Source organism: Nocardioides sp. JS614, from assembly GCF_000015265.1.
Lineage (GTDB): Bacteria > Actinomycetota > Actinomycetes > Propionibacteriales > Nocardioidaceae > Nocardioides.
Genome location: NC_008697.1, coordinates 229,432 through 251,097, shown reverse-complemented (window position 1 = coordinate 251,097; position 21,666 = coordinate 229,432). Strand labels below are relative to the sequence as shown.

Here is a 21,666-nt window from a genome sequence, read left to right as displayed (position 1 = left end):
TGGTCAGATGGGGGAATGGACCCGCCAGCTGATCTGCGGCTGTCAGACGTGCTTGCCGCGCTGTCGGTGGCGACGGACCTGGGCATGGGACAGCACCCGGAGAAGGCGGTCCGGTCCTGCTTGTTGGCGACGGGGCTTGGGCGGGCCCTCGGCCTGACTGAGGAGGAGCTCCGCGACGTGTACTTCGCCTCGCTGCTGCGGCACCTTGGCTGCACGGCGACGGCGTCGTCGGAGGCCAGGTGGTTCGGCGGTGACGAGTTGGCGTCGCGGCGCGCGGCCGAGCGCGCCGACTTCGGGAGTCGTCGAGAGATGCTCGCGCTCCTCGTCAGCACGGGCCGCGGCAGCGGACTGCGGCGTCCACTGGAGGTCGGGCGGGCGGTGGCCGGCGACCTCCTGCATGGGCGCGAGATCTTCGCGTCCGTCTGCGAGGCGGGGGCGCTGCTGGCCGGGCGCCTCGGGCTGGGTGAGGGGGTCGCGGTCGCGATTGCCCAGCAGTTCGAGCGCTGGGACGGCACGGGTGGACCTGGCGGGCTGGCAGGAGTCGAGATCACCCTCGCGGCGCGGGTCAGTGAGGTCGCGACCCAGGCACTGTTGGTCCACCAGGAGGCAGGTGTCGACGCCGTCATGTCGATGCTGCGGGATCGGTCCGGCAGCTGGTTCGACCCCTCCGTGGTCGAGGCGTGCGCGCGGCACGGCGCGGATCTGCTTCGCGCCAACGACACCGTCGACCCGTGGCAGGAGGTGCTGGAGGTCGAACCGGCGCCGGTGCGCCGCATCCGCTCGGGCGAGCTCGATCGGGTGGCCCGGTGTTTCGCCGACATGGTCGATCTCAAGTCGACCTACACCTTGGGGCATTCGAGCGGGACTTCCGAACTGGCGGAACTCGCCGGACGCGCGATCGGCCTCGATGACCCTGCAGTCGGCAACCTCCGCCGGGCTGCGCTGCTGCACGACCTGGGCAGGGTCGGGGTGTCCAGCGGGATCTGGGACAAGCCGGGTGCGCTGACCCGCAGCGAACTGGAGCAGGTGCGGTTGCACCCGTACCACACCGAGCGGATCCTGGCCTGCTCGCCGGTGCTCGCGCCACTGGGCCGGATCGCCGGCCTGCACCACGAGCGCCTGGACGGCAGCGGCTACCACCACGGCCTCGCCGCGGCCGCGATCCCGATCGAGGCACGCGTGCTTGCGGCGGCCGACACCTTCCAGACCCTGACGCAGGACCGCCCCCACCGTGCCGCCCACCCTCCTGAACGGGCCGCGGAGCGCCTGGCCGAGGAGGCGCGGGCAGGACGGTTCGACACCGACAGTGTGCGAGCCGTGGTCGAGGCCGCCGGGGAGCAACCGGCACCGGTCCGCGGCAACTGGCCCAGCGGCCTCAGCGACCGGGAGGTGGAGGTACTGCGGCTGGTGGCCAAAGGGTTGTCGAACCAGGAGGTCGCTCAGACTCTGGTGATCTCGCGACGCACGGCCGAACACCACGTCCAGCACGTCTACGCCAAGATCGGCACCTCCACGCGGGCCGCAGCGGCCCTATATGCGATGGAGCACGACCTGCTGCGCCCCTGACGCCCCTCCCGCATGCCGGGCTCAGCCCGCCAGGAACTCGCGGATCACGGTCGCGACCGTTGCCGGGTCGGTCCGATGGGCGATGTGCGCGTGACCCTCGAGCACGTGGATCCTCGCTCCGACGATCGCCGTCGCGGCCGCGTCCGTGGCCTGCTTGATCGCCGGCGTGCTCTCCATCCCGGACAGCAGCAGCGTCCGGGCGGTGATCCCGCTGAACTGGCCTGGGCGGTACACCCATCCATCCTCCGCGCGAGCCTCCCTGGCCACGGTCGGCGCCACGGCGACCCGGCGCGCCCACTCCGCTCCGGAACGCATCACCTCAATCTGTTCGTCGGTGAACTCCAGCACGTCTCGCAGCACCAGGACGAGCGCCGCCTCGTCGTCACCCTCGCCCAGCATCTTCTCGAGCGCGTCGATCCAGCCCTCCGGGTAGGCCAACCCGAGACTGGGCTCGTACAGCACGAGGTGGCTGACGTTCCCCGTCAGTGCGGCGGCACCCATCGCCACGCTCGCTCCGTAGGAATGGCCCCACACGGCGACCGGTCCACCGACCCGCTCGGCGACCGCGTCGACAACCGCGGCCACGTCCTCGAACTCGCGCTCGATCGCGTAGTCGGCACCGTCGCCGCTGGCGCCGAAGCCCCGGCGGTCGAGGGCGAACACGGTGAGGCCGGCACGCAGCTCCGCCACCAACGCCGCGGAGATGGTGTGGTCCTGTAGCGAACCGTGCACCAACACCATCGCAGGTCCCTCGCCCTCGACCCACACCGCGATCTGCGTGCCGTCGGGCGACCCAACGCCGAACCGGTCCGAGTCCGCCGTCCTTCCGTCCCCGGTCACGACGCGCCCCCGAGACCGGGATCCGACACGAACCCGAGGACCGTGCTCACGAACTCCTCTGGATGCGTCGCGTGCGGGATGTGGCCCGCGCCCGCGTACTGGAGGCGGTGACCCTGCGGCAGCAGTCGTGCCAGATGCCGGAGGACCGGCTGGAAGATCGGCGGGCTCTGACCGCCCGAGGTGACCAGGACCGGCCCTCGGTAACGAGCGAGGGCGACCTCGTCAACGGTCCGCGAATCCGGCGCCAGCTCCTCGTCGAGGTAGGTCGGCGCATTGTCGACCATCGTCGCCCGCATCCGCTCCGGCAGCCGCGCCCAAGCGCCGCGCCCGAACGCCACGTCATCGACGAACCGCTCCGCGGCGCCGGCGTGGTCGCCCGCGCGGATCAGTTCCAGCACCATCCGGAGGGCCTCGTCCGCGCCACCCTCCGACAGCGGTCCCCGCAGTGGCGGCTCGTGCACGATGACACCACGCAGCAGGTCCGGCCTCGCCGCGGCGAGCTGCAGGGTGATGACAGCCCCGACCGAATTCCCGACCACCCACGCCGGCGCGACGTCTAGGGTCTCGACCAGTGCAGCCAGGTCGGCGACGTCCTCGGCAAACGTGCCCTGCCCCGCTGGCCGTTCGCTCTCGCTGTGCCCTCGTCGGTCGTAGCTGACCACCCGGTGACGGGCCGACAGGCCCGGGACGACCGGGTCCCAGTTGTGGTGCGAACCCCAAGACCCGTGGACGAGCACGAGGGGCTCGCCCCTGCCGACGGCCTGGTAGGCGATCCGGACGCCGTTGATCTGCGCGTGGTACACCCCTGAAGCCACGCTGCTGGTGCTCATGGCCCGGCTCCTCTCTAGGACGAACTCCCATCAGCCTCGTCCGGTGGCAAGCTTCGCCGCATCGGCAGACCTACCCATCCGGCGCCACGCCGTGGCCTTGAGGGCCCACCCGATCGTGACTAGACGCATCCCGGATCGTCGAGGCGATCCGGGATGCAGACGATCCGGTTTGTTACAGGTCGGGTGGGCAGTTCGCTGGGTCCTGGTGTGCGGCGTGCGACGAAAGGTCGCCCAAGTTGTGGAACCCGAACTCGGCGAGTACCTCCGGGTGCGTGGCGAGGAAGGCGATCAGGTCGTGGCCCCATGCGGTTGCGTAGAGCTCGTGCTCGGCCTGAACCGACTGGGCGACGCAACTGCTCGACGCGGCCGCTGCCGTGGGCGTGATGAGGACTGCCGAGGTAAGGGCGGCTGTCATTGAGAGGGCGAGGGCCCTGATCAGAGTGGTCATCGTCTCCATCTCCCCGTCACGCCGGCGCCGCGGTGGGCAGCGCACCGATCTGGGACAGGATCGTGAACAGGTCGCAGTACTGGGTGATCTCCACGATCTTCCCGTCGCGCACCCTGATGAGGTCCCAGGCAGCGAACTTGACCGTGCGTCCACTGGCAGGCACACCTGCGAAGTCGGCCTGGTGAGTCGCGGTGTAGGAGATCCAGACGCTGACCAGGTCGCCCTCTTGGACCAGGTGCCGCAGCTCTGCGGTGAGGTCGGGGAAAGGCTGGATGAAGCTGGCCACGGAGCTCTTGAGCTCAGCGAGGTTCGCGCCTGCGCCGGCGTGGCCCTCGAGGTCGGGTGAGCAGACTTCGTCGAATCGTTCCGGCGACCCAGCGTTGACCAGGTCGTAGTAGCGGCGGACGACTTCCTTCTCGGTAGTGCCCATGAGGTCCTCCTCGGTTGACGTTGCTTGGTCAATGACCTTCCACCATCGGATGCCGGTCGAGCATGGGGAGCGTTCCCTATTTGGCCGCCCGGTTCGCCACGGGAGCGGGCGCGACAGGGTGGAGCAGCGCGTACGCCGTCGCCTCGGTGCGGCTGCGGACACCGAGCTTGGTCAAGATGTTGCCCACGTGGTGTCCCGCGGTCTTGACGCTGATGAACAGCCGCTCGGCGATCTCGGCGTTGGAGAGTCCCTCCACGACCAGGCCCAGCACCTCCTGCTCGCGACGGCTCAGCACGGCGCCGTCCCTGGGGCCCGTTCGTCCCTTGATCCCGAGTTCCCGGAGAAAGGCCGCCGCCTGATCCGCCTCCGAGGTAGCCCCCATCCGGTCAAACGCCTGCAGGGCGCTCCTGGCCTCGGCCACCGCGACCCCCCGGTCCCGGTCCGCCAGCGATCTCGCCAGCGCCAGTCGGGCGCGGCAGGCCGCCAACGGGGCTCCGCACTCCGCGAACGCCCGGGCGCCCGCCCGGAGCCGCGCGGGTGCGTCGGGATCACCTTGGGCCAGGAGAACCTTGCCGGCGGCGAAGTCCGCCTGCGCCCGGTGGAGCGTCGTCCCGGTAGCCGCCGCCACGTTGGCGAGCTCTCCCGAGGTGCGCTCGGCCAGGCTCCGGTCGCCTGCGGCGAGTGCGGCGTCGACCAGCTGCGCCCGCAGTGGCACGGACACGACCGCCGCCGCCTGAAGGCGCTCCAGTGCGGCGACGAGCCCGGCCACCGCGCGGTGGGGCCGACCCAGTGCCAGGTCCAGGGCCGCCGCCACCACCGCGCACTCCCACTCGGACTCGAATCCGACCAGCAGCGCCTCGGCCTCCTCGAGCCGGCCCTGGAGCACGCGCAGCTCGGCCAGCCTCGCGACCGGGTGCAGGCACCGCGGCCGGCACCCGGTGGTGGCCAGCTGGGTCACCGCGTCGGCAAGCTCCCGCTCGGCCACGTCCAGGCGTCCCGTGACCAGGTAGACCCCGCCGCAACAGCTGGTGCAGAAGGCGGAGATCAGGTCCGCGCTCGAAGTGGTCTCCAACGGGAGCAACGGGCCGAACGCGTACGCCGAGCGGAACTCGGCCAGCTGCTGGGCCCACGGCTCAACCATCCCTGGGTCGCCGAGCCAGCCCGAGACCTCCAGCAGCGTGCACAGCGCCTCGCCGACGTACGCGACGTCGTGGCCCTCGCCCGAGACGGCGGCGGTCATCGCCTGCTGCAGGTCCGACCAACCCGCAGCGACTGCGCCGGTGCCGACTCGGCAGGCGCCCAGGCGGGCCAGGGCGACGATCTCGAGGTCTACATCACGGTGCTTACGCGCGACGGCAACCGCGCGCTCGGCGTGGGCGATCGCAATATTCAGCGCGGCGGCCTCGGATTCCACCAAGGCCAGCCATCCTTCGAGGCTGCCCGGGTCTGCGAGGTCGGCGACCAGGGAGCGGGTTCGGGCGACCCAGCCCTCGGCCATCGCGGTGCGGTGGAGGAGTCCGGCGTACTGTCGGGCGAGCCAGATCCCGACCGCGGCCGCTTCTCGGTCGCGGCCCTCGCGACGCAGAAGCGCGAAGGCCCGAGACCGCGCATCCAGCGCACCCGGCGCGTCGCCCAGCCACCACATGCTGCGGCCGAGGCCGTCAAGCGCGTCAGCGGATTCCTTGTCGTCCCATGCCGCCTTGAAGGACCCGTTCGCTGCCGCCCAGTCTCCTCGACCCAGCGCCGACCGCCCCGCGGCGAGTGGAGCGTTTCCGTCCATGTCCCGATGATGGACCCTGACCTGTCAGGTTTCCCGGTTTCCTGACACCAAACGGGGATGACGTGCTCTTCACGCAGATGAGCGTGACCGCTCCGGGCTAGCCCATACTGGGAGGACGCAACTTCTCGAGTCACCCGCGTCCTTCCGGACCGAGTCTGGCCAGACGCCGATCCTCCCGGAAGTCTCTAGTCCGCCCACCAAGACGTTGCTGTCGAACCTCAGCGGCGCCGCGGTCTGTCGCTGCCTGTGGGTGGAGACGGATCAGGACGCGGCTGGCGTCTTGCCGGTGCTCGGGTCGGGCTTGATGTGGGCGAACATGCTGCGTGCGTTCCATTGCGGGAAGGCCCGGACCAGCCACGACGGACCGTCGACCTGGATCCGGGAATCGCGGGTGGCCTCCGCCCAGGAGAGCTGCCCGGCGTGCCACTTGACGAACGCTTCGGCGTCGGCGGTGATGAAGAGGTCCTCGTCCAGACCGGGATAGGTCTTGCAGATCTCGGCCTCTCCGTGTTCGAGCAGCAGCCAGTACCGCTCGTGGGGCCGGAAGCCGGTGAAGTCCAGCCGAACGACCACGCGCCGGCGGGGTAGGCGCTCCGGGCGGAGCGCATTGCACATCGACCACAGCGCGACGTACGGATCCAGGTTCTCGGGGGCGATCTCGAGCCAACGGGCTCCCCACTCACCGAGGGTCGTGCAGACCTTGAACAGATCATCACCCGACGTCGTGAGCTGGTACCGGTGACCGCGTCCCTGCGCCTTGGGCGTCACCTCGACGATACCGAGGCGTTCGAGCTGCCTGAGCCGCTGCGCGAGCACGGTGTGGGACAGCCCGGGCGCACCCTCGAGGATCTCGCCGAAGGTCTCGCAGCCCAGATGCAGGTTGCGGATGATCAACGGCGTCCAACGCTCGGCGAAGATCTCGGCACCACGCGCGATAGGGCAGTACTGGCCGTAGGTCCTCATAGCCGCAGTGTCCCGCGCCGCCCGACCGGCGTGAAGTCCGGATTTCTTACCGTGAAGTCCAGATTGCTGCCTTCTCCCCGGTCTCCCCGGATGTTGCGATGAGCCCATAAGGCCCAGAGGCGAGGAGGCACCATGACAGAGCGGACCACGATCCGGATCCCCGGGTTCCGGGGAGAGGTGATCACCCCGGACCATGAGGAGTACGGCGGCGCACGCGCCGTCTGGAACGGCGCCGTTGACCGGCGGCCTCGGATGATCGCCCGCTGCGGTGGCACCGCCGACGTGGCCGCAGCGGTGCGCTTCGCACGCGACCGCGACCTCGACATCGCCGTACGAGGCGGGGGCCACAACGTGGCCGGCACCGCGGTCTGCGACGACGGGATCGTGATCGACCTCTCGGCGATGCGCGCGGTCCTGGTTGATCCCGTCGAGCGCACGGCCCTGGTCCAGGGCGGCGCCCTGTGGGGAGACGTCGACCACGAGACACAGGCGCACGGGCTGGCCACCACGGGCGGCATCGTGAGCCACACCGGTGTCGGTGGCCTCGCCTTGGGGGGCGGCATCGGCTGGCTCATGCGCAAGCACGGCCTCACCGTCGACAACCTCGTCGAGGCAGAGGTGGTCACGGCCGGGGGCGAGATCATCCGGGCGTCGGCCAGCGATCACCCCGACCTGTTCTGGGCGCTGCGAGGCGGAGGCGGGAACTTCGGCGTTGTCAGCTCGTTCCGGTTCGCGCTGCACCCGGTCGGTCCCACCGTGATGGCCGGACCGGTGTTCTGGGCGGCCGAGGACACCACGGACGTCTTGCGGTTCTACCGGGACTTCGTCGCCGATGCGCCCGACGAGCTCGGGACCATCATCCGGCTTGGCACGATCCCGCCGCTGCCGGTGGTCGACGAGGCGCTGCATTTCCGGCCGGCCATCGCGGTGGCCAGCTGCTACGCCGGATCCGTCGGGGATGGCGAGGATGTCGTCCGTGGGCTTCGTCAGTTCGGGACGCCACTCGTCGACCTCGTCGGACCAACGCGGTACCTCGACCACCAGAGCAGCATCGACGACACCGTCCCCCACGGCTGGCACTACTACTGGAAGGGCACGAACCTCGCAGCCCTGTCCGACGAGGCCATCGACATCGTCGCCGAGCACGCGTACCGCGCCACCTCGCCCAGGTCGTATGCGGCGATCTTCCACATCGGCGGCGCAGTCGCCCGTGCCCCTCGGGAGGCCACGGCCTACTCCGGGCGCGATGTGCAGCACACGATGAGCATCGACGCGGTCTGGCTACCGGAGCAGGACGACACCATCCGCGCTGCGGAGACCGCCTGGGCACGATCATTCTTCGACGCCCTGCAGTCCCACCGGGCCGGGGTCTACGTGAACTTCCTCGACTCCGACGACGACACGGACCGCGTCCGCGAGGCCTACGGCGATGACACATACCGGCGGCTCGCCGACGTGAAGGCCAAGTACGACCCCGAGAACGTGTTCCACAACAACAAGAACATCCAGCCTGGTACGCCTGCGCAGTGAACGATTGTCAGGGTCCGCACTCGGGCACCGCCCCACCCTCCCGGCCGGCGATGACCCACGGATCAGAAGAGCCGTCTTTCCGCGAAGCGGCCGTGCCATACCGCCGCGAAGCGGCTATGCCCCATTGGGCGTCAGCGACCCAGAGGGACTCGCGTTATGCGTGATCAGCACGTGTCGAGGCTTCTCTCTCGACACGTCTGGGCGACCCAAACGGGACCGCGGGAGCTGAGCCTGCGCGGGGCTGCTCCAAGGTCTCTTCCCCGCCGTCTCTGCGTTCCCTCAGGGCCCCATCGGTGTCATCGCGGGCATCTGAGTGTCACCCGGAACGTGGAAACCGGGTAGTGCGTCTGGAGCGGCGAGTACGAGCACGCCCAGCACGACGAGGATGAGTGTCGTTCCATAGGTCGCCACTCGGCGCCACGGAATGACCTTCTCGAACGCGATGAGCCCAGCGACGACTGCCATCCAGGTCACACTCATGACGCCCAGCGCGAAGAGTGACGCCATCAGAGCCCAGCAGCAGCCGACGCACCACGCGCCGTTGCCGACTCCCATGCGGAGCGCCCCCATCCCTCCGTCGCGCCATGACCCGAGAAGCGTGCCGAGCGGACTTCGGCACTTGCCCAGGCAGGCGTTCTTGAGGGGGGTAAATTCGTAGACGGCCGCGGCGATGAGTGTCGCTCCGGCGATGGCCTGCCCTGCGTGTTCCCAGGCGAGGTCGCCCCCTGCCGCACGTCTGCCGGCTATCCCGATCATGAAGGCAACGACGCCGGCGCCGGCCCACGTGGCGAGGTAACCGGCGGTGAAAGCCACTGGCAGCCACCGCGACCTGCTCATCCGCGAGTACAACGCAACCGTCGGGGAGACCGACGGGAACATCATCGCCGCCATCATGACGACCCAGACTCCCAGGAACCAGCCGAATGGCCCCAGGCTCGACCACGGGCCACTGTCCATGCCGCGCATCTCCTGGACGGTCCACCACCATCCGACGGCGGCGAGCGCGAAGAGGACTGCGACCAGGCCCAACTGGGCGCGGCTGGCGGCGAGAGCGGGACCCAGGCCGGAGCCGGTGGCCGGCTCGACGTCGGTCATTCCCTCAGGCGGCCCACGAGAAGTCCGACTTCGACAAGCCCGACTTCCCCTCGTACTCGACACCGAAGGCGCTGATCCGGGTCCGCTTCGCCTCGGCCATCGTCAGATCCGACCCCACCGGGTGGAACATCCCGGAGAACCTCACCGGCTCACCGGTCTCCACACCGAACGGGACGATGTCCTCGATCTCGAAATCGATTACGTCGTCCACGCGGACACTGTGGAGCAAGCCATCATCCTGCAGATCGATTGCCGCGCGCTGAACACCCAGCATCTCACCGATCAGCGGGGCCAGCCCGGCCATCGGCCCACCCAACTGGCCACTGAAGACCTGGACGAGCTGGTCGAACTGCGCGTCCGTGGCGGCGTCGTCGATGAACACCCCGACCCGCCAGTTACCGTCGGTCATGAGCTTCGGGGTGTCAGCGATCAGCACGACCTTGCGCCCGGCGATGTCCGTGCCGTCGACCGTGCCCTCGCGAATGTTGAAGGCAAGAGTCACGCGACAGAAGTCGTAGGTGGCCCCATGGTCGAATGACATGTTGCACGGGCACATGAGCTCGCACGAGCAGGTTTCGCTGTAGCTACCGGCCAAGTTCCAAGCCATTGAACTCTCCTTGCGCTCGCCGCCAGTCTCCGCCTCCCTGAGAACGGCGTCAACGGACTGAAGGTCTTGTCGCCGCGACCGTGCGGAGTGTCTTACCGAGGCGACAGCGGTTAGGGCAAACCGCGGCCATTGACGCGGTTGACCGATCCCCGTCCCACATGGGGATCCCGTTGCGGGCCGGTCGCCCTCTCAGCCGCAAATTGGGGAGCGTCTATCGGAGTCGGGGGCTGCCCCGATGCTCGAGTCGTCCGCGTCCCGCGGCACGACAGGGCCCAGCTCTGGAGGTGCGCCATGAGCGCGCTGCTTATCGGGTACGCCCGATGCTCCACCGATCAACAAGATCTCACTGCTCAACGCGACGCCCTGCTCGCCATGGGCGTCGAGCCCGAGCGGATCTACGTCGACCCCGGCCTGACCGGCACCAACCGCGAGCGACCCGGACTCCGCGAAGCACTGGCCGCGTGCCGAGCCGGGGACACCCTGGTCGTGACCAAGCTCGACCGGCTGGCCAGGTCGCTGCCCGACGCCCGCGCGATCGCCGACGAGCTCACCACCCGGCAGATCAGCCTCTCCCTGGGCGGGTCGGTCTACGACCCCACCGACGCCGTCGGTCGCCTCTTGTTCAACGTCCTCGCGATGGTGGCCGAGTTCCGACCTAATCCGGCTTCGCACCCGTGAAGGGATGAAGGTGGCCAAGGCCAAGGGCCGGCTGCGGGGCAAGCAGCCCAAGCTCAACCGTCGCCAGGAAGCGCACCTCGTATCGCTGGTGCACAGCGGCGAGTACAGCAACGCCGAGGTGGCCGACCTGTTCGGCGTCGGCCGCTCCACCGTCTACCGCGCTATCGAACGCCAACGCATCGCTGCCAAGGCCGGCCTCGCGGAAGCAACATCGAGACGCTGACACCCAACCGCGCCGACGTCCCGCATCCGACACCCCCGCGGGACGCCGGCGACCAACAACGTCAACCTCGATCAGAACGCCCTCGCGGGGTTCGGCTTGCGGAACGATTCGATGCAGGCGACCCGAAGGCCCGCTGCACTTCGCCGCCTGTGACTGTCAAGGCCTAATGCACCGTTCCCGTTGGCTCGATATGCGAGGACATGGCGAAGCAGGACCCACAGGGCGGACGGTTGTCGACAGGCGTTGACAGATGAGTGCTCGATGATCGGGATCGACAACCACGGGTCCCGTTCGGAACGTTGCCGGCTGGTGTTGGTCATCTACAACGACGGCCCGCCGGTCCGGCGCCCCGGACGGGTCCGGAGGCGAAGTTGTTGCGCCTTCCACGAAACCCGGGTGCCATTTCGTTCAGATTTCCCTCGATCTCAGCGACGTAACCGGGCCATCTCGGCGGCCTCGTGCCGGGTCTCGACACCAAGCTTGGCCAGGATGCTCGAGACGTGGTTGCGCACCGTCTTCTCCGACAGGAAGAGACGCGTCGCGATGCCCGCATTGGGCAGCCCGAGCGCGAGTAGCTCCAGTACGTCGTGTTCGCGTTGGGTCAGAGTCGGGAACGCCGCTGTACGCGCGTCCTGGTGGGTGACCGCGGCCAGGGCCAGGTTCGCCACTTCGGCCCCAAAGACCGCGTCACCCGCGGCCACTGCCTCGATCGCGGCGACGATGTCGCGCTTGCCAGCGCCCTTGACCACGTAGCCGCGGGCCCCGGCCCGGATCGCGTGCACGAGCTGGGTCGGCTCGGTGCTCATGGTGAGTACGAGCACGCGTACCCCACGTGCGGTGGCTTCCCTGATCACGTCGATGCCGGCGCCATCAGGCAACGCGAGGTCGACGAGCGCGAGCTCGGGGTCTGCGGCATCGAGGGCTGCCATAGCCTCGACCGCTGTGCCTGCGGCGGCCACCACCTGCAGGTCCTCGGCCGAGGCGAGAGCCGCGAGCAGGCCGTCGCGGAAGATCGGGTGATCCTCGACGACGAGGACTCTCATGTCGCGATCCCCACGACCGGCACCACCGCGATTACCGCCGTCCCGGGTCCATCGTCCGCGGGACCGACCTCGAGTGTGCCGCCGACCTCCACGATCCGGTCACGCATGCTGCGCAGTCCAAGGCCACGCTGACCTGCGCCGACCGGGATGCCGGTGCCGTCGTCGACGACGGCGAGGCAGGCCGCTCCGTCCCGCCAAGTGACGCTTACGCTGCAGTGTCTGGGCGCCGCATGCCGCACCGCGTTGGAGAGCGCCTCGGCGCTGACCCGGAACAGTGCCGCCTCGACCGGCCGTGGCAACGAGGGCAGGGTCCGGTCGACCTCGACCTCCACCGTGGTCCTGCCGTCCGGCCAGGTCGAAGTCAACGAGGCGCGGAGTGCCTCGAGTGCCCCGCGGAAGCCGAGGGTGTCGAGGGACGAGGGTTGCATGCCATCGACGATGCGACGCAGTTCGTTGAGGGTCTCGTCGACGGACTCCTCGAGCCGGTCGGCGGCCGATCTGGCGATTGCCGCGTCCTCGGGTAGGCCGTCGCGAAGCACCTCGATGTGCAGCCGCATCCCGGCCAGGGCGGGCCCGATCCCGTCGTGCAGGTCGCGTCGCACCCGATGCCGCTCGACCTCCCGGGCTTCGGCATCGCGGCGCAACGCCTCGGTCGTACGCCGCTCGGCCGCCCATGCGCGAACGACAAGGACAGTTGCGACGACCAGAACGGCAATCGGAGTGACGACGGCTGCGACCCACGCGCCGACGAACGGCCCCTGGCCGGTAGCGCCGCCGACGGCGATGCCGATGGCGATCGTCAGTGGCAACAGCAAGCCGAGCACGGCCCAAGGTCGACGATCGGGATCGGTTGGTTGACGTCGGACGATCCGATCCCACGCGAGAAGTGCTAGCCCGAGAGCGGCGTACCCGAGGATCACGAGGGGTACGACGTCGATTGCCAGGTTTGCGGCGTCGAACAAGGCTGGTACTCCGAGGGGATTCTCGATCGGGTCGAGGTCGCCGACCCCGGTCAGCGGGTCTGCACCGAAGGCTTGCGCAAGCGCCAGGGCGCCGATCGCGGAGACCGCCACGGGCTCGAGCAACGGCCGACGCGAGGGGCTGCGCACTCGCCCTGGGACGAGGGCAAGGAGGGCGAAGGCCGGTCCGCCCACCCACAGCGCGGGCCAGACCAGCAGACCTGGCGCGTCGCCTGTCCGTTCGAGTGCGACGACGACGGCGTGCAACAGGAACGCGGTGATCCCGAGAGTCGTCGCCGCGACCAGCAGCCAGCCGACCCGACGGTTCCGACTCAGCGTGAGGGTGAGCGCTCCGGCCACAGCGGGCGCCAGTGCGAACAGCAGGAACAGCACGTCCGAGGGCGTCTTCAGGTTGGCTGTCGCAGACCCGTTGCGGAGTTCGAGGGCGATCGTGGCGGCGGTGGCCAACGCCACCCAGGCCAAGCACACCACGAGGACCCGAAGTCCGACCCCGCTCAGTGGCACCACCTCGTCATGATGCTCCCCGGCGCGTCCCAATGTCCCGGGTATCCCTGACCCACCCGGATCAGGACAGGCCGGCCCAAGACGGACGGGACGCCCGCGCGGCACGGTCGAGCCATGAACACTCACACCTCATCGCGGCTGTTGGCCGCCACCGGCGTCCTCGCCGGTGTCCTGTACTACGTCGGCGGACACGTACTACAGCCGTCCGGTGACCCCTCACAGCGCATGAACGACGCCGAGATCGTCGACTGGGCCCGCGATTCGTACGGCGCACTCTGGGCCGGTGGCGTGGTTGGCCTCCTGAGCGCCGTCCTCGTCCTGACATTCGGCGTCGCTGTCTGTCAACGACTCGACGACTGGTCGGCGAGCCGGCCGGTCACCCGGACCGCCCGGGCCAGCTTCCAACTGACCGTCGGCGTGCTCGCCGTCGCCGGGATCATGCAGGTGCTCAGTGGCACCGGCTCGATGCCCGATGAGCACCTCGAATCCGAGAGCTTCATCCCAGTGATGGCGATCCTGTACGGCAACCTGGCGGCATCCGCCTGGTGCCTACTGGCTCCAGCGGCAATCTGTATGGCGCTGGCCACCGGCGCCCCGCGCTGGCTGCGAATCACGAGCGGAGTGCTGGCCGTGCCGCTGCTGGCAGCCATCGCCCTGCCGCCGGTCTCGTGGCCGTTCGGGATCCTCTGGGTGATCGTCACCTCGGTCGGCCTCACCGCCCCCGCGTTCGACGTCCGGCGCCACGAAGCGGTCGTAGCTGCGTCCAAGTAGCGCATCTCGCCGCGAGTGACTGTCAAGGCGAGCGGCCCAAGCCCGACGCTGTCGCCCGTGCCGGCGCCCCACTAACGGTGAGGCCGTTAGGGGATCCGCTACTGGAACGTCCCCTCCCTGCGACGCCTACTTTGGCCACGTCGGCCGAATCCGGGGATCTCTGCGAAGTTCGCGGCGGGCGGCTCGTCAATCTTCGCTGCATCTCGACAAGTGGATCGCTCGACATTTGAGGGCTGAGGCTTCAGCAGGGACCAGTCGAGTCGTTGGTCGCAGCCCCCGTCCTGCCCGACGAGCGACGGCTGAAGGTGCATTCGCGGCGCAGGGCGGCTGCTACGACTGACTGTCTGGCGCCCGGTACCCGGCGGTAGAAGACTGGGCAGGTGAATTCCTCTGACTGGGTCGGTCTCGTCGGTCACCTCGCCTGGCCCGTCACCATCCTGGTGGTGGCCGTGGTGCTGCGACACCAGATCGGCGAGTTCCTCGGTGCCATCGCCGGCAGGATCACCGGCGTCTCGGTGTTCGCGGTCTCCTTCGAGCTCGCGGTCGCGACCGAGGCGTCGCCACCGTGGCAGAGCCGGCACGCCGACGCAGACGTGCGCGGGCTGGTCATCGCCCAGGACGTCAACGACTCCTATTTCGACAGCCTCCGGCAGACGCTGATGGCTCCGGGAAGCGCCGACTTCATCGTGGTCGACCTGAAGAGCGATGGCCGGCAGGAGTGGCTCACCTCGCGGCTCTACCTGTTCACCTACCTGCTCAGCCGACTGAAGGGCGTGAAGGCCGTCGTCTTCGTGGCTACCCGGGGGGACACGAGCAGAACCTTCCTGGGCATCGTGCACGCCGCCGAGCTGGTGCGTGTGCTCGGCGGGCAGGACCCCCGTCTCCGCCTGGCGCGGCTGCAGGCCGAGGCGGAACAGGTCGGCCGGCTCGTCGACGACGGGACACCGGGGGCGGCGGATCCCCTGCGGGTCCCGCCGACCGTCGAGGCCGCCGTACCGCTGGACGTGGACCTGTGGTGGAGCGAGGTCGCGGCGGGCACGGCATTCGTCGACCCGCTCTACGTGGCCCAGCGGTTCCTAAGCAGGATGCAATGGGAACCGCCGCCGCCCCTCCCGCCCGACTTGCCGGCCGGCTGGCTCCAGCTACCTGAGGCGCCGGGCCGGCCCGTGACGTGGGAGCACGCGTCCTGGGTCACCGCCTCCGACCTCACCGACGGTTTCCTCGCGCCGGTCGCGCGACCCGACGACTGGCTGGTCGACAACTCCGGATGGTCCTCGTCAGACCGGGTGCGCGCCGTGGCCGCGGCTCGCGGGGAGCTCGTCGCCCTGCTGAGCCCGAGCCACCGGTTCGAGCGGCTGGTCGACCGGCGCGCGCTGCTCGAGGAGCTGGGTAAGAGCAGCGTCGAGCCGGCAGGCAAGCCCTGACCTCCTTGCCTCCGGGGGCGGGACCCGCGAGGCCCACCCCCGCCGGCTCCAGCCAGACTGAGCGGCAAGTGCACCCTTCCACTCTTGGGCGCACGACGAAGGCCAAACCAGAACGTGCCTCGGCTGGTTTATCGCTTGACGGTCAAACGCGGGGCCGGAGTGTCGCAACTTTCGGTCGCGTTTGAAGACCGCGTTTAGTCGCGCTATGGGCGAGCGCACGAACTCGGGTTGGTCCTGGGCGTGCCTGAACGCGAACGGTTCACGCCGGTCAGTTTCCGGGCTGCACCAGGCCGCTTTCATAGGCCAGCACGACCGCCTGCACACGGCCGCGTACGTGTAGCTTCTGCAAGATGCTGGCCACGTGGGTTTTCGTTGTGTGCTCGCTGATCACCAGGCGCTCAGTGATCTCTGCGTTCGACAGTCCGCGAGCGACCAGTTCCCATACCTCGCGTTCGCGGTTGGTCAGGGCCGGCAGGTCCGCTGCAACCGGCGCACTTGCCGGTGCGGCGAACCGACCGATCAGTCGCTTGGTCACCGACGGCGAGAACAGCGATCCCCCGTCCGCGGCGACCCGGATCGCCGCGACCAGCTGGTCCTCCTTGGCGTCCTTGAGCAGGAATGCGCTGGCTCCGGCCCGCAGCGAGGAGTAGACGTACTCGTCGAGGTCGAAGGTCGTCAGTACCACCACCCGGACAGCTTCGTGTGCCGCGGTGATGCGGCGGGTGGCCTCGATGCCGTCCATGTTCGGCATCCGCAGGTCCATCAGCACGACGTCGGGGAGCAGCTCGTCGACGAGCGCGACCGCTTCTTCACCGTCCCGGGCTTCGCCGACTACCTCGACGTCCGGCTCAGCGCCGAGGATCATCCGGAACCCTGTGCGTAGCAGGGACTGGTCGTCGGCGAGGAGGACCCGGATCATGACGGTATCTCGATCGGCAGCCGCGCTCGCACGGCAAACCCACCCTCGGGCCGAGTGCCCGCCGAGAGCTGACCGCCGTAGACCTCGACGCGCTCGCGGACGCCGGTCAGCCCGTGCCCCGAACCGCCGCCCGCGCCGGTCCCGTGACCGTCGTCGAGCACCTCCACCTCGAATGCCCGCGGCAGGTAGCGCAGCACCACTCGGGCGCGAGCCGGCCCGGCGTGCTTGAGGGCGTTGGTCAGTGCTTCCTGCACGATCCGGTACGCCGAGAGATCCACCCCGGGCGGCAGTTCGACCGGGTCGCCCTCGCGGACGACCTCAACCGGCAAACCGGACGCCGCCACTTCGGTGGCGAGCACGTCGATGCGGCCCAGGCTCGGCTGCGGCTGTAACGCCGCTGCCTCCGGCTCCGTCTCTCGTAAGAGCGCCAGCAATCGCCGCATCTCGGTCAGTGCCTGCTCCCCGGCGTGCTCGATGACGTCGAACGCACTCCGCGCCCCTCCGGTGTCGTCGGCCAGGACCCGACGTCCGCCGCGAGCCTGGACCACGATGACGCTGATCGCGTGAGCAACCACGTCGTGCAGTTCCCGAGCGATTCGGGCGCGCTCCGCGGCGACAGCCTCACCGGCCCGCGTCTCGCCCTCCTCCTCTGCGCGCCGGGCCATCTCGGTCATCTCCCGGTCGCGTTCGCGGCGGCGGCGGAACACGACTCCCGCCACGAATGGCGTACCGAGATACACGATGAAGAAGATCCAGTCGCCGACCGCTGGCGGCTGGCGGGGGTCGAGCGCCGCCAGCGGGATGATGCCCGCGACGATCACGCCGCCCAGGGCCAGCATCCGCCCGTGCAGGTAGTGGCCGGCGGAGAAAATCGTGACGATCAAGGCGATCATGAACGCGCCTCCCTCGGCCAAGCCGGGGAGGACGGTGTGGTTGAGCTGGATGACGGCGATCACGGCCACCAGCGGCAGCAGGGGCATCGTGAGGCGTACGACGAGGCTGACGGCCATCAGCACCGCGACGGCGGCTGCTGAGCCCCGGTGGTGCTCGACTTCGCTACTGAACAGCACCTCGAGCGCGTAGAACGCTGCGAGGCCCGCGGCCAGAATCTGGTCGCGGTACCTCCCGGCGATCGCGGACGCATCCATACCCGCTCACGCTAATGCCGTTGAACGGCCGCGGCATCCCTCTCGGGAGCGACGCGGCGAATCGCTCTCAAGCGCGAGTGAATCCACTCTCAACACCGATGCGTGCCTCGTGCCAGACAGCCGATTCTGGGTGGATCCGATCCGAACCCGAGGAGTCATCATGATCACCACCACCAATCGAACCCGGTCGAGTGAGGCAGGCGACACATCAACGGTGTGGAAGGGCGCCGGACTGACCGCGTTCGCCGCCGTGCTGTTCCCCCGGCTCAACGCGGTCCTCCACGAGGACCAGAAGATCTGGCAGCTCGACCGCGAGGCGGCGATCCTCATTCCCCTGATCGTGCTTTTCGTAGTGGTCCTCTTCGCGACTGTCGGCCGGCTGGCCTGGCGGGCACCGCGCAACCGGCCGGCCACGGTGAGCGTGGTCTGCGGGGTGCTCGCGGTGCTTGGCATCGTCGCTTTCTGGATCAGCGCGCCGATCATCTTCGGTGGTCTCGCACTCACGCTCGGGACCGAGGGACTGCGGCGGACACCTGATCAGCACCGCCGCGGGCTCGCCCTCACCGGCACCGCGCTCGGCATTGTCGGCGTACTCGTCGGGGCCGCGATCTGGATCGCCAACATATGACCCACAGCCCAAGAATGCTCCCGAGAAGTGCCTCGGAGCATTCGTTCTTTCGAGTGCGCGAAGGTGGACGGAAGCGAACCTCGCAGCTTCCGACTGCGCCTTCAGGCGGTAGTCGCACAAGCATCATCGTCGATACGCGGCGATGTGCTGCGCGCTTCGCGGCTAAGTCGCCGTTACAGTCGGCGGCCGCGATGGGGCACCTCCTGCGGGGTCGCCTCTGGACCATCGCTGGCGTCCCGGCAAGACGGGACCGCACGCTCATGCGCCGGGACGTCCCGGGGGACGACCGTCGAAGGCATGAACTCACCACGCAACCACACTCTCGTCATCTCCGGGCTCGTCTATGCCCTGGGCTCGATGGTCGGTAGCGGCCTGTACGCCGGAGCCGACTCCAGCGATGGCGACGCGATCATCAAGGAGTTCCATGACGGACTCCCCGCCATCGGCTACGTATCGTTCCCCCTCGAGCTGCTCAGCTTCGCTGCACTGGCCGTGTTCTTCAGCTGCCTCGTGGTCCGCTTGTCCTCCGCCGCACCCGTCGCGGCGATGACCACGGCCACCGCCGGCTCGACGATGCTCGCCGTCAAGGTCGGGTCGGCGGCGCCCTGGATGGTCGTGCTCTACGAGGCCGACACCATGGACGCGGCCACCGCCCACACTCTCATCCTCCTCAACGACATGGCCTTCGTCGTCTCCGGGTTCCTGATGGGCCTCGCGTTCCTGGCAGCCGGAGTCGGGCTGCTCGCCACCGAGTTCCCCCGCTGGCTCGCGTGGTGGGCAACCGTCGCCGGCGCCCTGGGAATCCCAGCGGGCATCATCGGAATCATGCGTCCCGAGGCGTACCTGCCGATCCCCTTCCTGCTCTGTGTCCTCTGGCCGATTCCCCTGGCCATTGCGAGTGCGATGCGTCCTACGAGCATCGCACCGGCGAATGTCGCATACACCGACCACAGCCGCACCGCTGCCAGACAATGAGTCGGTGAGCACCACGCGTGGAGCCGCGGTCGCCGCCTGGTGGCCGTGGCTCGCGCTGCCCGCTCTGTCGACGGGCCTCGTCGGCGCCGGCCTGGCCCTCGGCCTGACAGACCCCGACGGCAACTGGATCAAGGGTGAGGCCTGGACAACCGTTCCGCTGGCCTTCGGGTTCACCACGGTCGCGGCCGGGATCTGGTCGACTCGCCCGCACCCCGTTGGCCTACGCCGTCTCGCTGTGCTCTACACCGTGGTCGGGCTCGGTGCCGCGTGTGCGCTCCCGGCCCACGGCTGGGCCCGCAGCGACGTCGCCGGCGATGCGCTTGCGGCCTGGGTCTCGAACTGGGTGTGGTCGCTCGGTGCTGCGCCGCTCCTGGGGATCGGGCTGCTGCTCTATCCTGACGGCCGCCTGCCCGGTGCCCGGTGGTGGCCCGCTGCCGGGATCGGCCTCACCGGTATGGCGGCGCTCACCGCGTCCGCGGCGCTCAGACCGGGTGCGCTCGAGGACCACCCGAGGTTCGACAACCCGGCCGGCTTCGGGAACCGGGGCTTCTGGGATGCGGCCGGGGGTGTCGGCTTCGTGCTCCTCATGTCGGGCGCGGCACTCGGCGTGGCCGCGCTGGTCGTCAAGTTCCGGCGAGCTCCGGCCGGCAGTGACATCCGCGGCCAGATCGGTGGCTTCATGCTGGCTGGTTCGCTGATCGTCGTTGTCGCTTCCATCCCTGAAACCGACGACCTGGGCATCACGCTGCTCGGGCTGGTCACCGTGACCGCCCTGCCCGTCACGGTCGGCACCGCCGTCATCCGCCACTCCCTTCTCGACCAGCGCGCCGACGTCGAGAAGCTCAACCGGCGGGTCCGGGACCTCTCGACCTCGCGCCGGCTCATCGTCAACGAGCGCGAGAAGGAGCGGGTCGCGCTGCGGCGGGACCTCCACGATGGGCTCGGCCCCTCACTTGCCGCCATCGGTCTGGGGCTACGGCAGCTGGAGCAGAAGACCGGCGGCGGCGACGGCGTACGCGAGATGGCCGACGAGGTCCAACGCGCCGTCGCGGAGGTACGCCGGATCTGCGACGGCCTGCGCCCCGCAGCTCTCAACGAGCTCGGCCTGGCCGGCGCGCTGACAGAGTCGATCGAGCCCTTGCAGCGCTTCGGCCCACGGATCACCCTCATCATCGAAGAGCTTCCACGACTGAGCCCGGCAGTCGAGGTCGCCGCGTTCCGGATCGTGATGGAGGCGGTCACGAACGCCGTACGCCACGCCGATGCCCAGCACGTCCAGGTCAACCTCGGGTACGCCGACGGCGTCACGGCGCAGGTGACTGATGACGGCCGGGGTATCGCCGAAGACCGTGTTCCCGGAGTCGGTCTGCGCGGCATGTCGGACCGTGCCGACGAGGTCGGCGGCCGACTCATGGTGAGCGCGGCGGTCCCGACCGGCACATCCGTCCACGCCTGGCTCCCGGCGGCCGACCATGACTGAGCCCGTGCGCGCGCTGGTCGTCGAGGACCATCCGCTCTACCGGCAGGCGGTCACCTCCCTGGTCGACGGGATGGAGGGGTGGCAGGTGATCGGGTCGTACGCCGACGCGGAGGCGGCGCTGCCCCACGTCACCTCGGCCGACCTCGTCGTGCTCGATCTCGGCCTGCCCGGTGTCGACGGCATCGAGGCCACCGGGCTGTTCAAGTCAGCGAACCCTTCGTTGGCCATCCTCGTGCTGACCATGTCGGAGGAGACGCCGGTGCTCACCGCAGCCGTTCGCGCCGGCGCGTCGGGCTATCTGGTCAAGGGCTCGGAGCCGGAGGACATCGAGCGCGCGTTGCGTGCGGTTGCCCGCGGTCAGGTCGTCTTCGGCGAGCAGGTCGCGGCCGCCGTGCTCGCCCAGGCCGGCCGGCGTACCACCGTCGCCTCCGTGTCGGCGTTCCCGCTGCTCTCCGCTCGCGAGGTGGAGGTGCTCGACCTCATCGCCGCGGGTCGGTCGAACGCCGAGATCGCCGCATCACTTGTCGTATCGCCGAAGACCGCCAAGAACCACGTCTCGAGCATCCTCACCAAGCTCGGCTGCACCCGCACTGAGGCCGTGGCCCGCGCCCGCGACGCCGGCCTCGGCCGAGATTGAGCGCCTCGTCGACGTCGCTGAATGCTAGTCATGTGGGGCTGAACGCAGCGTCATTCTGGGCCGAAGTGCAGCGGGGCTTCGGGTCGCCTGCATCGAATCGTTCCGCAAGCCGAACCGTCTACGGTGGTGGATCTGCGCCCGGGCCTCGCAGCCGTCGACAACACGTT

At 69.3% G+C, this 21,666-nt stretch carries 20 protein-coding genes and 1 pseudogene; 9 read left to right on the top strand and 12 right to left on the bottom strand.

The window, feature by feature from the left end; translation table 11 throughout:
• Positions 1–84 precede the first annotated feature (84 nt).
• Positions 85–1,566, top strand: coding sequence for an HD domain-containing phosphohydrolase (locus NOCA_RS01080; RefSeq protein WP_238383331.1), 1,482 nt, complete (start codon positions 85–87; stop codon positions 1,564–1,566).
• A 21-nt stretch (positions 1,567–1,587) separates the two neighbouring features.
• Here the strand turns inward: NOCA_RS01080 and NOCA_RS01075 are convergent, their stop codons facing one another.
• The 6 genes from NOCA_RS01075 to NOCA_RS01050 all read right to left on the bottom strand — a co-directional run bounded on the left by NOCA_RS01075 (position 1,588) and on the right by NOCA_RS01050 (position 6,857).
• A complete protein-coding gene (locus tag NOCA_RS01075) occupies positions 1,588–2,307 on the bottom strand; it encodes an alpha/beta fold hydrolase (protein ID WP_140404151.1) in 720 nt (239 codons plus the stop codon).
• 95 nt (positions 2,308–2,402) lie between these two features.
• Positions 2,403–3,236 carry an alpha/beta fold hydrolase gene (locus NOCA_RS01070; protein WP_011751621.1) on the bottom strand — a complete coding sequence of 278 codons (834 nt, stop codon included), beginning with the start codon at positions 3,234–3,236 and terminating at the stop codon, positions 2,403–2,405.
• A gap of 172 nt (positions 3,237–3,408) precedes the next feature.
• Positions 3,409–3,684, bottom strand: coding sequence for a hypothetical protein (locus NOCA_RS01065; protein ID WP_238383330.1), 276 nt, complete (start codon positions 3,682–3,684; stop codon positions 3,409–3,411).
• Between the two features lie 16 nt (positions 3,685–3,700).
• The gene (locus tag NOCA_RS25340; protein WP_011751619.1) at positions 3,701–4,114 is read right to left on the bottom strand and encodes an ester cyclase; all 414 of its coding nucleotides are present in this window, start codon (positions 4,112–4,114) and stop codon (positions 3,701–3,703) included.
• Positions 4,115–4,190: 76 nt separating this feature from the next.
• Positions 4,191–5,894 (bottom strand): response regulator transcription factor, encoded by a 1,704-nt coding sequence (locus NOCA_RS01055; RefSeq protein ID WP_011751618.1) that lies wholly within the window; start codon positions 5,892–5,894, stop codon positions 4,191–4,193.
• A gap of 261 nt (positions 5,895–6,155) precedes the next feature.
• Entirely contained in the window at positions 6,156–6,857 is a 702-nt protein-coding gene (locus tag NOCA_RS01050; RefSeq protein ID WP_011751617.1) for a winged helix-turn-helix transcriptional regulator, read from the bottom strand.
• A gap of 132 nt (positions 6,858–6,989) precedes the next feature.
• Between NOCA_RS01050 and NOCA_RS01045 the strand changes: the two genes are divergently transcribed.
• On the top strand, positions 6,990–8,387 hold the full coding sequence (locus tag NOCA_RS01045) for an FAD-binding oxidoreductase (protein ID WP_011751616.1): 1,398 nt from the start codon (positions 6,990–6,992) through the stop codon (positions 8,385–8,387).
• Between the two features lie 279 nt (positions 8,388–8,666).
• Here the strand turns inward: NOCA_RS01045 and NOCA_RS01040 are convergent, their stop codons facing one another.
• Both NOCA_RS01040 and NOCA_RS01035 read right to left on the bottom strand, forming a co-directional pair.
• Positions 8,667–9,482: a DUF2182 domain-containing protein gene (locus tag NOCA_RS01040; protein ID WP_011751615.1), complete on the bottom strand. Its 816-nt coding sequence runs from the start codon at positions 9,480–9,482 to the stop codon at positions 8,667–8,669.
• Between the two features lie 4 nt (positions 9,483–9,486).
• Entirely contained in the window at positions 9,487–10,089 is a 603-nt protein-coding gene (locus NOCA_RS01035) for a DUF1326 domain-containing protein (protein WP_011751614.1), read from the bottom strand.
• Positions 10,090–10,380: 291 nt separating this feature from the next.
• Between NOCA_RS01035 and NOCA_RS01030 the strand changes: the two are divergent.
• Positions 10,381–10,990: pseudogene (locus tag NOCA_RS01030) on the top strand (recombinase family protein).
• A gap of 425 nt (positions 10,991–11,415) precedes the next feature.
• On the opposite strand, the gene NOCA_RS01025 reads toward NOCA_RS01030, so the two are convergent.
• Together NOCA_RS01025 and NOCA_RS25335 are read right to left on the bottom strand one after the other, a co-directional pair.
• Complete coding sequence (locus NOCA_RS01025; protein ID WP_011751613.1) at positions 11,416–12,033, bottom strand: response regulator; 618 nt, start codon at positions 12,031–12,033, stop codon at positions 11,416–11,418.
• Positions 12,030–13,466 carry a sensor histidine kinase gene (locus NOCA_RS25335; RefSeq protein WP_158305611.1) on the bottom strand — a complete coding sequence of 479 codons (1,437 nt, stop codon included), beginning with the start codon at positions 13,464–13,466 and terminating at the stop codon, positions 12,030–12,032. Before NOCA_RS25335 ends, NOCA_RS01025 begins: the two co-directional genes overlap by 4 nt.
• Before the next feature lie 165 nt (positions 13,467–13,631).
• Between NOCA_RS25335 and NOCA_RS01015 the strand changes: the two genes are divergently transcribed.
• Both NOCA_RS01015 and NOCA_RS01010 read left to right on the top strand, forming a co-directional pair.
• A complete protein-coding gene (locus tag NOCA_RS01015) occupies positions 13,632–14,288 on the top strand; it encodes a hypothetical protein (RefSeq protein ID WP_011751611.1) in 657 nt (218 codons plus the stop codon).
• Positions 14,289–14,668: 380 nt separating this feature from the next.
• On the top strand, positions 14,669–15,712 hold the full coding sequence (locus NOCA_RS01010) for a hypothetical protein (protein WP_011751610.1): 1,044 nt from the start codon (positions 14,669–14,671) through the stop codon (positions 15,710–15,712).
• Between the two features lie 268 nt (positions 15,713–15,980).
• On the opposite strand, the gene NOCA_RS01005 is transcribed toward NOCA_RS01010, so the two are convergent.
• Both NOCA_RS01005 and NOCA_RS01000 read right to left on the bottom strand, forming a co-directional pair.
• Complete coding sequence (locus NOCA_RS01005) at positions 15,981–16,631, bottom strand: response regulator (RefSeq protein WP_011751609.1); 651 nt, start codon at positions 16,629–16,631, stop codon at positions 15,981–15,983.
• Positions 16,628–17,779 (bottom strand): sensor histidine kinase, encoded by a 1,152-nt coding sequence (locus NOCA_RS01000; RefSeq protein WP_011751608.1) that lies wholly within the window; start codon positions 17,777–17,779, stop codon positions 16,628–16,630. The genes NOCA_RS01005 and NOCA_RS01000 overlap by 4 nt, the downstream gene beginning before the upstream one ends.
• A gap of 160 nt (positions 17,780–17,939) precedes the next feature.
• Here NOCA_RS01000 and NOCA_RS25330 point away from each other — a divergent pair, with 160 nt between their 5' ends.
• From NOCA_RS25330 to NOCA_RS00980, 4 genes are all read left to right on the top strand, one after another.
• Positions 17,940–18,407 (top strand): hypothetical protein, encoded by a 468-nt coding sequence (locus tag NOCA_RS25330; protein WP_011751607.1) that lies wholly within the window; start codon positions 17,940–17,942, stop codon positions 18,405–18,407.
• 297 nt (positions 18,408–18,704) lie between these two features.
• Positions 18,705–19,382: a hypothetical protein gene (locus NOCA_RS00990; protein ID WP_011751606.1), complete on the top strand. Its 678-nt coding sequence runs from the start codon at positions 18,705–18,707 to the stop codon at positions 19,380–19,382.
• Positions 19,383–19,386: 4 nt separating this feature from the next.
• The gene (locus NOCA_RS25325) at positions 19,387–20,862 is read left to right on the top strand and encodes a sensor histidine kinase (RefSeq protein ID WP_011751605.1); all 1,476 of its coding nucleotides are present in this window, start codon (positions 19,387–19,389) and stop codon (positions 20,860–20,862) included.
• Positions 20,855–21,499, top strand: coding sequence for a response regulator (locus NOCA_RS00980; RefSeq protein ID WP_011751604.1), 645 nt, complete (start codon positions 20,855–20,857; stop codon positions 21,497–21,499). The genes NOCA_RS25325 and NOCA_RS00980 overlap by 8 nt, the downstream gene beginning before the upstream one ends.
• Positions 21,500–21,666: the final 167 nt, after the last annotated feature.